The following is a 12,985-nucleotide window of genomic DNA, read 5'->3' on the forward strand; positions in this document are numbered from 1 at the left end:
AACAAGGATTTTTAAAAATAGACTCCCTTCTCCCATTTGGTAGAAGAAGGGCTAGGAATAAGCTTAATTTAGCCACGTAGCCAACAACGATTCCATTGTTTTCCTTGCCTCTTTTAATGCATCAGAATCAAATGTAGAGGGGCTATGTAAGTCATCGCAATGAGCGGCTCCTTGGATCAATTGGTAGGTCAATTTAGGATTAATTGCATTTCCATTTTTTTCTGCTAAGGATAAAGTGGACCAAGGATCGTTTTCTCCATTGGTAAAATAAATATTTGAGCTTAAGATGTCCATTAAAGGAACGTATAAAGTGTTATTAAGTTCTATGGTGTTAGCAGGTTGAGTTAAACCAAACAAACGTTGGCATACCTGATGATGGTAATCCATATTAATTAACAAAGATCGAGTGGAAAGCGAAGCGTTAGGATGAGCATTTTGCCAATAACCGTATTCTTTGCAGGATTGATAGTACCACTGGCGCATGCCTAAGCCATCCTTATAATCACTAGGATTTTCGCTCATGGCGCCCTGCGCTGTCATTTCTACGGCACTAACATGCATGTCCTTGTATAATTTTTTGGCAAACTCAGCATAGCCTTGAAGTGGGGTTGGACTTGCAGATAAGCTGGTGCAAAATTCATCGCGCATTCCGTATTGTACTGCGGCAGCTCCGGTGTCAGCGATCAAGTATAAAAAATCAACAGGATCTTCAACCGCAGATGCATCAAATAACGCTTTCATTTGGTTCCATTTCGTGGCATCACTTAAACTGGCTTCCACGGTACTGACTGCCGCTCGCATTTGATTGGCACACTGAGAACCTGCCACTTGAGTCACATGGGCATCATATTCTACAAAGTCTTCTTTAGCCATTACTGGCGCGGATGATGCTAAAGCCCCGACAACTAAATAAGGAAATTTTAAACGATAATAAGCGGATAACGAACCAGGGTAAGAGCCTCCAAAAGCGACCCACTTCCCAGTCCAGTTTTTTTCATTGGTTATGCGGCGTTGAAAGTAAGCCAAATCATCCAATGCAGCTTCTGTAGTTAAAAAACGTAAGTTTTGGGTTGATAATGAATTGAAGGGCAAACTTTCCCCATAGTACCGATGTTCCAGAGCAATCAGTTTGGCATGGAACTTTTGTGCATAATTTCTGATTGCGCCATTTAGGGCACGTTTAGTACAAGCCGCTTCCCCGCAAATATAAAAAAATACCGGAGAGTCATTTGTTGGACCATAAGTTTCATCAATATAGTAGCGTTGAGAAAAAGTCCCTACTGAAGCTTCATTATGATCGATTAATTGTTTAAAGAAGTGGAGTTGAATGGTTTTCTCAGCAACTAAAGGAATTTTTTCTGTTTGTTTTATCTGCAGATATCGCTCCACCACTCCTGCTTGAGCTGCAGAAAAAATAGTGCAGAGACTAAGGGATAGTACGGTCCATTTTTTGGTTAACATCATATGCATTATCCTTAATGTGATATAAAGCCTGTTCCTAGTACTGATGGTTTTTTTACGGTCCTATAATACCAATGCCCCACCATATACAGAGCTTATATTTTTTGCAAGAGCAATAGAAATGTTTTTGTGCTTTGAAAAAAGAGTTATTTTTCTGAGGTAAATAGAATAAAAATAATATTTGTACAATTTACTTGGATATTGGCTATTTTCATGCCATGATGATGTCATTGTGAATTTTTTGAGTGATTTTTATGTTAAAAAAAATTCTAAGCTTTGCTCTTGTTTTTATCACTTATGATGCCTTTGCAGTCACGGAACTTGATTTATATAAGGCTCCCCTAAGCAGTTTGCATCAATTTTCCCTGAAACCACCCGCAAAAGTAAGTGCACGAACAGCAGCCCCAATTTTAGAAAAAAATACCCTACAACCTGTAAGTCAAACTCAGGAGCACTCAAAAACGATATTGCGGTATCAACAAATATATCGCGGTATCCCTGTTGTGGGTGCACAAGTCATGATTACTAAAGAGGATGCACAAGTAAATGGTCATTTACTTAACGACATTCAGCTGAATATTCAACCTACTCTAACTTCGAAACAAGCTATTGAATTGGCCAAAAAATCTTGGTTTAGTTTTAATTCTGAAGCGCCTATTAATGACGAGTTGAGTGAGTTACAAATTAGGGCGAACCAAGATAATGAATTGAAACTGGTTTATCAGGTTTCATTTAAAACAACGCAAACGGATAACAAACCTGCCTGGCCATTTTTCATTATAGATGCACAAAATGGGGCAATCACCAAACAGTGGAATAACATAAAAAATTACATGGATATCGGTCCCGGGGGCAATGAAAAAGTTCATGAGTATTGGTATGGACGAGATGGACTGCCTTTCTTGGAAGTAACCCAAAGTGGCAGCCAATGTGTGATGAATACTGCAAAAGTAAAATTAGTTAATCTAGCATCTGCTTGGGACTGGAATGATCTTGTGATTACTCCATTTCAATATCCATGTAGCAAGAATACAGAAGAAAATATCAATGGTGCATTTTCGCCAACCAACGATGCGTATTATTTTGGCCAGACTATAGTAGATATGTATAAAGAATGGTATGGAATTAATGCACTACAAGATTCTAATGGGGCCCCCATGCAACTTGTTATGCGCGTCCATTTTGGACAACATTATGACAATGCATTTTGGGATGGACAATTTATGTCTTTTGGGGATGGTGAGGATTTTTACCCCCTAGTTTCTCTTGATGTCGCAGGCCATGAGGTCACACATGGTTTTACCGAGCAACATTCAGGTCTTGAATACCATGATCAATCCGGTGCTCTTAATGAATCCTTGTCTGATATGGCAGGACAAGCATCACGTGCTTATCTTTTAGAAAAATTCCCGCAACTTTATAATAAATTGTACCTGGAACCCAATACGGTAACCTGGGGTATTGGTGAGACTATAGTTCGAGATTCATTTGGAAAAGCTTTACGCTTTATGGATTTCCCTTCTTCTGATGGCAGTTCAGCAGATTGTTTGGATAAAAATTTAGCGCAAAGTCAGGGAGCCTATTGCGCCATTAGTTATCCTGACTTAGTGGCATATGCAAAGTCACATATATCCAATCCTCAAGAAAGACAAAGTTTTATTGTGCATACAGCAAGCGGAGTGTTTAATAAGGCCTTTTATTTATTGGCTAAGAATGTGGGAATTAAAAAAGCGTATCAGGCGATGATTATTGCCAACAGTAAATACTGGACTCCTACGACGAACTTTACTCAAGGTGCTTGTGGGGTTCTTTATGCTGCTAAAGATTTGCAAATTGAATCACAAATTGTTAAATCGGTGTTTGGCCAAGTAGGTGTGAGTACCACCACTTGTAAAGCCAATTAAAGCACTATCTTTTTCCTGCCTCGGACGAGAACTCTCTTGTTGGGGTGGGAGAAGTTTGTTCATTTTGCTGCATGCATTTAAGACTCGATCAGTTTTTTGGATAATCGAGCAAATGTTTTCCATTTGTGTGCTGGGGTAATTCATAAAGCATTTTTTTTGCTCTACATGTTATTTCCCGATCAACATAATTAGTATATAATTATCAAGTTTTTAATTTTAAGTTTAAAATTTTAATGGTCATCTTTTTTATTACTTTAAGCATCCTGATATTAAGCTTGCTTTGCGTTGTCGTGATGGTGTACAAACTTTCTCGCCAACCTGCTGAGCCTATATCATTGATGCAATATTTAAAATTAAGTATAAGCGGAGTCATCGCTTTTATCGCAGATACTTTAGGCGTGGGCAGTTTTGCTGTGAATGTGGCCTTGGCAAAATTGACGGGCACGTTTCGTGATGATGAAATGCCTGCAGTAAATAATGGCGCCCAAGTTATTCCCGGGACAATCGAATCATTGTTTTTTATGGGTTTGATTGATGTTGACTTAACTACCCTTCTAACTTTAGTTATGGGTACCTGTGTGGGTGGCTTACTTGGTGGTTTTGTAGTCAGTCACTTAAGCAAGCAAGCGATTCGTTTGGCGATGGTTTGTTGTTTTGCTCTAATTATCCTACTGTTAATCTCTCATCAATTCCGTTTATTACCTGTGGGTGGTGAATTAACTGAATTGCATTCATGGAAATTGGTTATAGGCTTTCTGGCAATGGTGGTTTGTGGTGCATTAACTTCCGTGGGAATTGGTTTGTTTGTAATGGTACAAGGTGTACTGTTTTTAATGAATATTTCGCCTGTAGTTGCATTCCCAATTATGACTACAGCGGGAGCCATGCAGCAACCATTAACTACTTTGGTGTTCTTAAAACACGATAAAATTCCTTTAAAGAAAACCCTTATTTTAAGTCTTTCAGGTTGTCTAGGCGTCTTTATTACGATCCCTATTTTTATGCAGTTAACTATTACCTGGTTGCATCTCCTTTTATTGTTCATTTTGATTTATAATTTCTTTGCTGTAGGACGTTCGTTTTTACGTTCCAGACCCAGCAAAAATTATGTACAAACCCCAACACCAGCTTCCCTTGTAACAGCAGAATAATAGTTATACTTCACACGCTCATTTTGTGGGCGTGTGAAGTATAGTATGATTAGCTAATTTTTAAAAAGAAAAGAATGCCCTATGGATGAACCAGTCAGTAAATCACAGAAAAAACGAGATGCCGATTTTTTGCAGAAAATGGGTGTACAACTAATCGACTTGAGTTTATCCAAACTTGAGTTGCTTCCCCTTCCTGAAAATTTGTACAAAGCAATTATCGACGCCAAAGCAATTAAAAGTCATGGGGCCAAACGAAGACAAGCCCAACTAATCGGAAAATTAATGAGAGCTGCCGATCATGAAGAAATTTTAGCCGCTTATGAGCGTTTACTGGAAGAAGAAAGTGCGGTAACTGCCTCCTTTCATGAAGTTGAGCATTGGCGTGAGCGTTTGATCAATGAAGGTAAAGAAGCATTAACCGCGTTCATTGAAGCCTACCATCCAGAAGATGTTCAACATTTAAGGCAATTAATTAAGAAAGCAGTTGATGATCAGCAAAAAGAAAAAAATACAGGCGCTGCCAAAGCACTTTTCCGCTATTTGAGGTCTATCATAGAATGAAATATTCTTTATTCGTAAGCTGTCCGCGGGGACTTGAATATCTATTAGAAGAAGAATTAAAGTCATTAGGTCTAGCGGTTACGCGAGTCAGCCCACAGGGAGTTTACGGAGAGGCCAATTTATTAACGGTATATAAGTTATGTCTCTGGTCAAGAATAGCTAATCGTGTGCAATTAATTCTTTTTAGTGGGTACGCAAGTAATGAGCAGGCACTACATCAACTGTGTACCGAGTTTCATTGGCAGACCGTTTTTTCGCATGATAAAACAATTGCGATAGAATTCCACGGAGCATCCGAACGCATTCGCAATACTATGTTTGGGGCCCAAGTAGTTAAAGATGGGATCGTAGATCATTTCCGTAGATTAGACCATTCACGACCTACAGTAGACAAAGAGAAGCCACAAATTCTTATTCATGCCTATTTGAAAAACGATGTGGTCACTGTGAGCTTTGATCTCACAGGATATAGTTTACATCAGAGAGGATATCGTCATAAGGCAGGTGCCGCCCCTATAAAGGAAAATGTCGCCGCCGCATTGCTAATGCGGGCTAAATGGCCAGAATTAGCGGCTAAAGGTTATGCTTTGCATGATCCTTTTTGTGGTGCTGGAACTCTAGTGATTGAGGCGGGGATGATGGCCGCGCACATTGCTCCAGGTTTATTACGCCAGGATCAGTCGTTACAATATTGGGCGCAACATCAATCCTCACTATGGGAAAAATTGCGGGTAGAGTCCTTACAACAAGTTAAACCGCTGCCGGTAACTTTATTAGGAACGGATGCAGATCACAAAATAATTGCTGTAGCTCGTGCAAATGCGGAACACGCAGGTGTTGCTCCCTTGGTTAATTTTAAACACCAAGCATTGAAAGAAATGGATGCTCCCACAACAAAAGGATTGGTCATATGCAATCCTCCCTATGGTGAAAGGCTTAGTGATGCGACCCATTTAGTTCCTCTCTACCAGCAGCTTGGTAAGATTTTGCATGCGCATTATCAAGGTTGGAAGGCAGCAGTTTTGACCTCTAACCCTGTTTTAGGTAAAGCATTAGGATTACGGGCGAGCAAACAATACACCATATATAACGGCGCTTTGGAGTGTAAGCTTTATTGCTTGGATATTCATGTGACTAATGAGCTTAAAGGCATGATGAGTAATAACCTATCTGAAAGCGCACAGATGTTATTTAATCGCCTGGAAAAGAATTATCGTCATTTACAAAAATGGGCCAAGAAACACCAAATTTCGTGTTATCGAGTATATGATGCGGATTTGCCTGAATATGCCTATGCCATCGATATTTATAACGATTATGCAGTTCTTCAGGAATATGCTGCTCCGGCAAGTGTTCCGCCCCATAAAGCAGAAAAGCGAAGTTTAGAAGTATTGCAGGTTACTCCAAAAGTATTAGAAATTGAACCCGATAAAATCGTTGTAAAACAACGTAAACCACAAAAAGGCAGCGAACAATATCAAAAACTGGGACAAAGTAGAACCACCATGGTGGTCACAGAAGGTCCGGCAAAATTTAAAGTTAATTTGTATGATTACCTAGACACGGGTTTATTTTTGGACCATCGCTTAATGCGCTTGAGTTTTGGGAAATTAAAACCAGGAACACGCTTTCTTAACTGTTTTTGTTATACGGCCACTGCCAGTGTTCATGCGGCCTTAGCTGGAGCTCAGACTATTAATGTTGATCTGTCCAATACTTATTTGCGTTGGGCTGAAGAAAATTTCAAATTAAATCATCTTGATTTATCGAGACATCAGTTTGTGCAAGATGATTGTCGAGAATGGTTGAGAGTTACTCGCGATCGATTTGATGTGATTTTTTTAGATCCGCCAAGTTTTTCTAACTCCAAGCGGATGACGGACACCTTGGATATTCAACGGGATCATGTTTCTTTAATAAATTCTGCTATGCGTTTACTCAATCCCGATGGTATTTTGTATTTTTCTACCAATTTGCGGCAATTTAAATTGGACGCCCAACTTAAAGAAAAATATTCAGTACAGGATATTAGTGCGCAGACTATTGATCAAGATTTTAAGCGAAACCAAAAAATTCATCATTGTTATAAGCTAATGATGCCGCAATTTGCGAGTATGTGACACCGATTCATTTACAGAGAGTAAAAATGGAAAAGCAAAAGGGAAGAAGGAGAAGATTATTAGCCCCTGCTAATGTCTACCAACATATGGTTCGTAATGCTTTTTTTGGGCTTTTAATCACTTTACTGGCGCTTTTTATAGGAATGTGGGGATATCATTATTTGGAGAATATGTCCTGGATTGATGCATTCATGAACGCGTCCATGATTCTTTCCGGGATGGGACCAGCATCCAATTTGGTAACGGACCCTGGAAAAATCTTCGCAGGGTGTTATGCATTATTTAGCGGACTGGCATTTATTGCAATTATGGTAATCATCCTTTCACCTTTGATTCATCAGTTTTTTCGTAAAATTCATTTGGAAAGCAAAACAATCTATGCTGATGAGCAGGAGTAATAGCGAACGAATTACAGGGTATTCCTTTCCATACCATATATTTCCCCCCTTAAAGATTGCATGAATCCAGCCATGAAAAAGAGCTCTGCAACCAGAAATAAGGGCGCGATGAGTGATTGACTCAAATTATCCATGAATGCTGGTCTTTTGCCTTCGAGGTAATGACCATAGAATTGTAATCCCCAGCCTACGATAAAAAAAATGACAAAAGACCAAAGACCTAATGGGGTCGGACCATCCTGACTGAACCAATTTGCAATCAATAATAAGATAAGCATAATTGGAGTAAGTGCTAATGCGAGTTGCCAATTTAAACGATAGTAATAAATTAAGCTGATTAAGGTCATTAAACAGGCAAAATTAGTTGCAAAGACCCCGGGGACGATAATTTTTACGAAACCAAACAGAATCATCACCGATAAAATAATGAGCGGTACACCCGCCATATGCGTATAACGTGTTTGAATGTTTTGATGATAGCCGGCATAAAATTGTGCTTGTTCAATAAAAGATTTCATTTTAAATCATAGACTAATAGAGTTTTATAAAACATAACACATTCTTTTAAGAAAAACAGTTATTCCCGCTAATCTGTGTTCTCAAGATGTTTGACTAGGGACTATGAAGACTTCAACCAATTTAGCTACCTACTTATCAAAGGTGTATGCTCCTACAAGATAGAGCACATTTCCATTAGTTGAGGAACCCGGTATATAAGCGGCTTTTAAGGAGAGTTTTTTATAAAATAAACCCGCCCATGGAACTGCTCCTGGGAAAGGAATGCTGTGTAAAATATCAGGACGTGAGGTAAGTAATACGGAAACTCCTAATCCGGCTTTAAAATTTGGGGTCAATTGAGCAACTTTCAAATAGGCATACCCTACAGTAGGTTCAATCTTACGATGAGACTCAAGGAATGCAATTGCATAAAGACCATGCCAATTTCCTTTTTCATCAAAAAAACCTTTACCTAATCCCCCACCCCAAGCTAATTCGTTGTATTTTTTTTCTTGTAATAGTTCAGCTGGATAAGTAAAGCGGTTATGCCACGCATAACCTGAGAAATAAAGTTCTGTGTTGCCTTCAGTCCATGTTTGGTGAAGGCGATAACAAAGAGGCTTAAATATAGGAAGCCAATATTTACAACCCTTGGGTTCTTCGGTGCTAAACGTTAAGAGGTCTTTTTTCTTTCCATTATTCTGCACGGTTCTATTACTGCTTGATAGTTGCGTTTGGTTAGCTTTTGGGGTAGATGAAATTACAGAGGATCTGTTACTGTAAGTATTTAAAGAAAATAATATCAATAGACCAGTAGCGATCTTTCGTAAGGTTGTTTTTTTCATCTAATTTAAAACCTATGCGGGATCTAAACAGCAAACATAATTTATAAGCTAACTTTTCCCATTTTGGCAGCGTTCTTGCTTATAAATAAATAGAACTATGACGTTTCAAAATCGTGAGCATACCATGGACTTGTTTCGTAAAAAAGAAATTAATGAATCCTTTGATGGTGAATCCCATCTTGTTAAATGTCTTACTGCTTTTGATCTCACTTTCTTAGGTATTGGGGCCATTATAGGTGCAGGTATTTTTATTTTAACAGGGGTGGTAGCGGCATCCGACGCGGGTCCTGCAGTGATATTTTCTTATATATTGGCTGGATTTGCTTGTGTCTTTGCTGCTTTATCTTATGCGGAATTGGCGGCCTCAATTGGCGGATGTGGCAGTGCTTATGGCTATGCTTATGCGGGTTTTGGAGAGTTAATTGCATGGATTGTAGGTTGGGACTTGCTATTGGAGTATGCCATTTCTGTTTCGGCAGTGTCGGTAGGATGGAGCGGTTATGCCAATGATTTTCTCATGGTACTAAAAATAAATCTTCCTAAAATGCTTTTGCATGGGCCCATAGAGGGTGGGGTCTTTAATTTATTGGCTTTTGTCATTATTGCATTTTTAACCGGTTTATTAATTTGGGGAGTCAAATCAAGTTCCCGAGTTAATAATATTATGGTGATGATCAAACTCGTCGTGATTTTACTTTTTATTGTGATTGCTTCAAGGGAGGTTTATCCGCCTAATTGGTCCCCCTTTTTGCCTTTTGGATGGGGAGGAGTAATTAAAGGGGCTTCATTAATATTTTTTGCTTATATTGGATTTGACGCAGTATCTACAGCGGCCGAAGAGGCGATAAATCCACAACGCGATTTACCTATCGGTATCATAGGTTCACTATTTATTTGTACGATTTTATATATTATTGTTGCAGGGTTATTGACGGGTATAGCTCACTACAGCACCCTCAATGTTTCATCGCCCATTAGTCATGCTTTATTGGTTTTAGGTCATAAAACAGTAGCTAGCTTTATCAGTGTGGGTGCAATAGCGGGATTGACTACCGTAATGTTAGTATTATTTTATGGTCTAACCCGGGTTATGCTAGCCATGACTCGCGATGGGCTATTACCCAAGATTTTTTCACAAACAAACAAATACACTCATACACCCATACGCGTTATTGTTCTCTGCGGAGTGTTAATGTCTTTACTTGCCGCCTTTTCCCCAATACATGTTTTGGCCGAGTTGGTTAATGTCGGCACTCTGTTTGCTTTTTTTATTGTTTGCGCCGGTGTTCTCTATTTACATTATAAACAACCCAGCATGCCTAGACCGTTTAAAACCCCTGGGATGCCCTACGTTCCTATTTTGGGGATGCTTAGTTGTTTTTATTTAATTATTCATTTACCTCTGATGACGATTATCCGTTTTATTATTTGGATGGCTATTGGGCTGGTGGTTTATTTTGTCTTTAGTTATTCAAATAGTGCTTTAGCAAAAAAATAATTTAAAGCGCATGTTTTGCGAGTTGGGGTCTGCTTTTTGCAATTTCTAATAGGAGCAACAATATGTTTCTTCTATGTTATAAATAAATTTAATTCCTTACCGTAAGAGACTAAAAAATAATACAAATTACTTTATAATGGCCCCGAAGATCATTAAATAAACAGAAATGGGGGGTGTTATGGAATCATCTATAGAAATAAAAGACCGAATAAAGACAAATAAAAACACAAATGGATCAATTATAAGATTAGAACCTGAATATGCATCTTATTTGCACGGTTATCCGGGTGCTTATGGTTTCAATGTAAATGCATTACAAGAACTTGCTCGTGGTGACTCGCTCCCTATTAATAACCTGGAACATGCCTTATACAACACAAAAGCAATTGTGACAGAACTTAATGGTGGGGTTGAAATTGCTTTTGTTGCAGAAGAAGATTGCAGAGAGTTAAAAAAAATATTAGAAGAAGTTCCTCAGAGCTTGTGGAGTTTGACTTTTGAACCCCAATTAATCATGCAACAAATAGAGAATTCATTAAGCCAAGGTCCTAACTTTTTTGAAGAGCAAAGGACAAAATATGATGTCCAACAAGAGCATCATGATGAGGTAGAAGAAGTTCAATCGAAGCCGAATTAATTGATTAGAAATGGATCTTGCGAGATAGTTAACGGTGATTACTATGATGAGATGTTTATGACATCTCTTAGATATGACTTAATACCAATGCAGCTGAAATTATTGCAGCTGCTGGTAGGGTAATAAGCCAAGAAAAGAAAATTCTATTAATAACACGCCAATGTGTTCCCCCAACTCCGTTAATTAACCCAACGCCAATAATTGCTCCCGTTACCGTATAGGTAGTGGATACTGGAATGCCACATTGAGTCGCAATAAACAGTGATACGGCTGCTCCAGTTTCAGCAGCAGAGCCCTTCATAGGATCCAGTTTTGTGATTTTTGTTCCCATTGTTCGCACAATCCGCCATCCTCCAGCCAAGGTTCCAAGACTAATTGTGGCCTGACAAGAAATAACCACCCAAAATGGGACATAAAAAGGACCTTCAATCCATGCCGATGAAAACAGGATTATGGAAATAATACCCATCGTCTTTTGTCCATCATTGCTCCCATGCGTTAAGCTCAGTAATGCGGAGGAGCACAATTGGAACCCTTTAAAAAATCTAGCTTGAGTATCTTTTTTGTTACGCAAAAACTTAGCAAAAAAATAAGTAACAACCAGGGCAATGATTAAACCAAGTGCGGGTGATATAAAAATCCCTCCAATCACTTTAGCAAACCCTGACATTTTAAGTGAGGAAAATCCTCCCTTAGCAATAGCGGCGCCCGCTAACCCCCCAATAAGCGCATGAGATGAGCTGGATGGAAGCCCATAAAACCAAGTAACCAAATTCCAGAAGATGGCACCAATCAATGCGGCTAGAATAAAATGGACATCAACAAAATCAGACGCAATCAAACCACTGCCAATAGTTTTTGCTACCGTGAGATTAAATACTAAGAATGAGATGAAATTAAAAAAAGCGGCCCATATGACTGCTTGCTTGGGGGAGAGAACCTTGGTGGTCACAATAGTAGCTATAGAGTTTGCGGCATCATGAAAGCCGTTGATAAAGTCAAAGATATAAGCAACTAAAATAACAAAAAGTGTAAATAAAATAGCTGTGTCCATAGCAATAGCTCCTTGTGCCATAGCTTGATAACCTAACGAAAACACAGCCTACCTAGAATAGTTTATCTTGGGTGAGCAATGCGAAATCTCTACGCTCTGCTTTGGATGAAACTGAGGTTTTGCAATCTTATCCTACTCCATTCAATCCTTAGTTTCGTATTTGCTCTGTTTCCTCAGGCTACTAAACATAGTAACTACTTTTAGTCATTAATTTAGATACTACACGCATTAATTGTTTAACCATGTAAGGGAGTTCAATTGCTCCAGCGTTCAACGCTGAAGCTGCATGTCGTTCTTCGTCTTCTTTCATTTTAACGAGAATCGCATGTGATTTTTTATCTTTTGGGGGTAATTTTTGTAAATGACATCTTAAATGATCTGAAACTTGGCGCTCCGTTTCGGCAACAAAACCTAAACTTACTTTATCTCCAGCAAAACCAGCAAATGCTCCTAATAAAATTGAACCAGCATACCAGAAAGGATTTAATATACTTGGTTTTGAACCGAGCTCAGCCAATCGTACTTCACACCAAGCTAGATGATCGATTTCTTCAGCGGCTGCATCACTCATTTGTTTTTTAATATGGGTTAAATGTGCTGTTAAGGCTTGGCCTTGATACAGGGCTTGGGCACAGACTTCCCCTGCATGATTGACACGCATAAGACCCGCTACATGTTTCTTTTCTTTAATAGAAAGATCGATGTCAGTAAATGATTCTGCTGGGGATGGACGAGTATTTATCCGCTGCGCTGGGGGAAATAAAGTACGTAGCGCATTGTCTACTTCGGCGATTAGGGTTTCCAGTATACTCATAAGTAAATGGTTTCTTATTGACAATTGACCACTATAGTAGCTTG

The 12,985-nt window shown here is 38.9% G+C and carries 12 protein-coding genes; 7 read left to right on the forward strand and 5 right to left on the reverse strand.

Going from position 1 to position 12,985, the window contains the following annotated elements; translation table 11 throughout:
* Positions 1-63: 63 nt before the first annotated feature.
* A complete protein-coding gene (locus tag HBNCFIEN_RS00105; protein ID WP_255464279.1) occupies positions 64-1,464 on the reverse strand; it encodes a S28 family serine protease in 1,401 nt (466 codons plus the stop codon).
* 251 nt (positions 1,465-1,715) lie between these two features.
* On the opposite strand from HBNCFIEN_RS00105, the gene HBNCFIEN_RS00110 reads away from it, so the two are divergent.
* The 5 genes from HBNCFIEN_RS00110 (at position 1,716) to HBNCFIEN_RS00130 (ending at position 7,595) form a co-directional block, all read left to right on the forward strand.
* Positions 1,716-3,365 (forward strand): M4 family metallopeptidase, encoded by a 1,650-nt coding sequence (locus HBNCFIEN_RS00110; protein ID WP_182392144.1) that lies wholly within the window; start codon positions 1,716-1,718, stop codon positions 3,363-3,365.
* Positions 3,366-3,598: 233 nt separating this feature from the next.
* On the forward strand, positions 3,599-4,516 hold the full coding sequence (locus HBNCFIEN_RS00115) for a sulfite exporter TauE/SafE family protein (protein WP_182392145.1): 918 nt from the start codon (positions 3,599-3,601) through the stop codon (positions 4,514-4,516).
* Between the two features lie 81 nt (positions 4,517-4,597).
* Positions 4,598-5,077: a ribosome biogenesis factor YjgA gene (gene yjgA, locus HBNCFIEN_RS00120; RefSeq protein WP_182392146.1), complete on the forward strand. Its 480-nt coding sequence runs from the start codon at positions 4,598-4,600 to the stop codon at positions 5,075-5,077.
* Positions 5,074-7,197 carry a bifunctional 23S rRNA (guanine(2069)-N(7))-methyltransferase RlmK/23S rRNA (guanine(2445)-N(2))-methyltransferase RlmL gene (gene rlmKL / locus HBNCFIEN_RS00125; protein ID WP_182392147.1) on the forward strand — a complete coding sequence of 708 codons (2,124 nt, stop codon included), beginning with the start codon at positions 5,074-5,076 and terminating at the stop codon, positions 7,195-7,197. The genes yjgA and rlmKL overlap by 4 nt, the downstream gene beginning before the upstream one ends.
* 26 nt (positions 7,198-7,223) lie before the next feature.
* Positions 7,224-7,595 carry a hypothetical protein gene (locus tag HBNCFIEN_RS00130; protein WP_182392148.1) on the forward strand — a complete coding sequence of 124 codons (372 nt, stop codon included), beginning with the start codon at positions 7,224-7,226 and terminating at the stop codon, positions 7,593-7,595.
* A gap of 11 nt (positions 7,596-7,606) precedes the next feature.
* Here the strand turns inward: HBNCFIEN_RS00130 and HBNCFIEN_RS00135 are convergent, their stop codons facing one another.
* Both HBNCFIEN_RS00135 and pagP read right to left on the reverse strand, forming a co-directional pair.
* Positions 7,607-8,113 (reverse strand): DUF962 domain-containing protein, encoded by a 507-nt coding sequence (locus HBNCFIEN_RS00135; RefSeq protein WP_182392149.1) that lies wholly within the window; start codon positions 8,111-8,113, stop codon positions 7,607-7,609.
* 129 nt (positions 8,114-8,242) lie between these two features.
* Positions 8,243-8,938, reverse strand: a complete 696-nt coding sequence (gene pagP / locus HBNCFIEN_RS00140) for a lipid IV(A) palmitoyltransferase PagP (RefSeq protein ID WP_182392150.1) — start codon at positions 8,936-8,938, stop codon at positions 8,243-8,245.
* A 124-nt stretch (positions 8,939-9,062) separates the two neighbouring features.
* Here pagP and HBNCFIEN_RS00145 point away from each other — a divergent pair, with 124 nt between their 5' ends.
* A complete protein-coding gene (locus HBNCFIEN_RS00145) occupies positions 9,063-10,436 on the forward strand; it encodes an amino acid permease (RefSeq protein ID WP_182392151.1) in 1,374 nt (457 codons plus the stop codon).
* Between the two features lie 178 nt (positions 10,437-10,614).
* Positions 10,615-11,073: a hypothetical protein gene (locus HBNCFIEN_RS00150; protein WP_182392152.1), complete on the forward strand. Its 459-nt coding sequence runs from the start codon at positions 10,615-10,617 to the stop codon at positions 11,071-11,073.
* A gap of 67 nt (positions 11,074-11,140) precedes the next feature.
* Here HBNCFIEN_RS00150 and HBNCFIEN_RS00155 read toward each other — a convergent pair whose 3' ends face one another.
* Together HBNCFIEN_RS00155 and coq7 are read right to left on the reverse strand one after the other, a co-directional pair.
* Positions 11,141-12,127 carry an inorganic phosphate transporter gene (locus HBNCFIEN_RS00155; RefSeq protein WP_182392153.1) on the reverse strand — a complete coding sequence of 329 codons (987 nt, stop codon included), beginning with the start codon at positions 12,125-12,127 and terminating at the stop codon, positions 11,141-11,143.
* A 181-nt stretch (positions 12,128-12,308) separates the two neighbouring features.
* A complete protein-coding gene (gene coq7 / locus HBNCFIEN_RS00160) occupies positions 12,309-12,941 on the reverse strand; it encodes a 2-polyprenyl-3-methyl-6-methoxy-1,4-benzoquinone monooxygenase (RefSeq protein ID WP_182392154.1) in 633 nt (210 codons plus the stop codon).
* Positions 12,942-12,985: the final 44 nt, after the last annotated feature.

This window comes from Legionella sp. PC997, from assembly GCF_014109825.1.
In the GTDB taxonomy this organism is placed as follows: Bacteria; Pseudomonadota; Gammaproteobacteria; order Legionellales; family Legionellaceae; genus Legionella.

What these genes read in the sequence shown, in the direction of transcription:
- HBNCFIEN_RS00150 (WP_182392152.1), top strand. Translation starts at nt 10,615, where the DNA reads ATGGAATCATCTATAGAAATAAAAGACCGAATAAAGACAAATAAAAAC.
- HBNCFIEN_RS00135 (WP_182392149.1), bottom strand. Translation starts at nt 8,113, where the DNA reads ATGAAATCTTTTATTGAACAAGCACAATTTTATGCCGGCTATCATCAA.
- HBNCFIEN_RS00105 (WP_255464279.1), bottom strand. Translation starts at nt 1,464, where the DNA reads ATGATGTTAACCAAAAAATGGACCGTACTATCCCTTAGTCTCTGCACT.
- HBNCFIEN_RS00130 (WP_182392148.1), top strand. Translation starts at nt 7,224, where the DNA reads ATGGAAAAGCAAAAGGGAAGAAGGAGAAGATTATTAGCCCCTGCTAAT.
- HBNCFIEN_RS00115 (WP_182392145.1), top strand. Translation starts at nt 3,599, where the DNA reads ATGGTCATCTTTTTTATTACTTTAAGCATCCTGATATTAAGCTTGCTT.
- rlmKL (WP_182392147.1), top strand. Translation starts at nt 5,074, where the DNA reads ATGAAATATTCTTTATTCGTAAGCTGTCCGCGGGGACTTGAATATCTA.
- pagP (WP_182392150.1), bottom strand. Translation starts at nt 8,938, where the DNA reads ATGAAAAAAACAACCTTACGAAAGATCGCTACTGGTCTATTGATATTA.
- HBNCFIEN_RS00145 (WP_182392151.1), top strand. Translation starts at nt 9,063, where the DNA reads ATGGACTTGTTTCGTAAAAAAGAAATTAATGAATCCTTTGATGGTGAA.
- HBNCFIEN_RS00110 (WP_182392144.1), top strand. Translation starts at nt 1,716, where the DNA reads ATGTTAAAAAAAATTCTAAGCTTTGCTCTTGTTTTTATCACTTATGAT.
- yjgA (WP_182392146.1), top strand. Translation starts at nt 4,598, where the DNA reads ATGGATGAACCAGTCAGTAAATCACAGAAAAAACGAGATGCCGATTTT.
- HBNCFIEN_RS00155 (WP_182392153.1), bottom strand. Translation starts at nt 12,127, where the DNA reads ATGGACACAGCTATTTTATTTACACTTTTTGTTATTTTAGTTGCTTAT.
- coq7 (WP_182392154.1), bottom strand. Translation starts at nt 12,941, where the DNA reads ATGAGTATACTGGAAACCCTAATCGCCGAAGTAGACAATGCGCTACGT.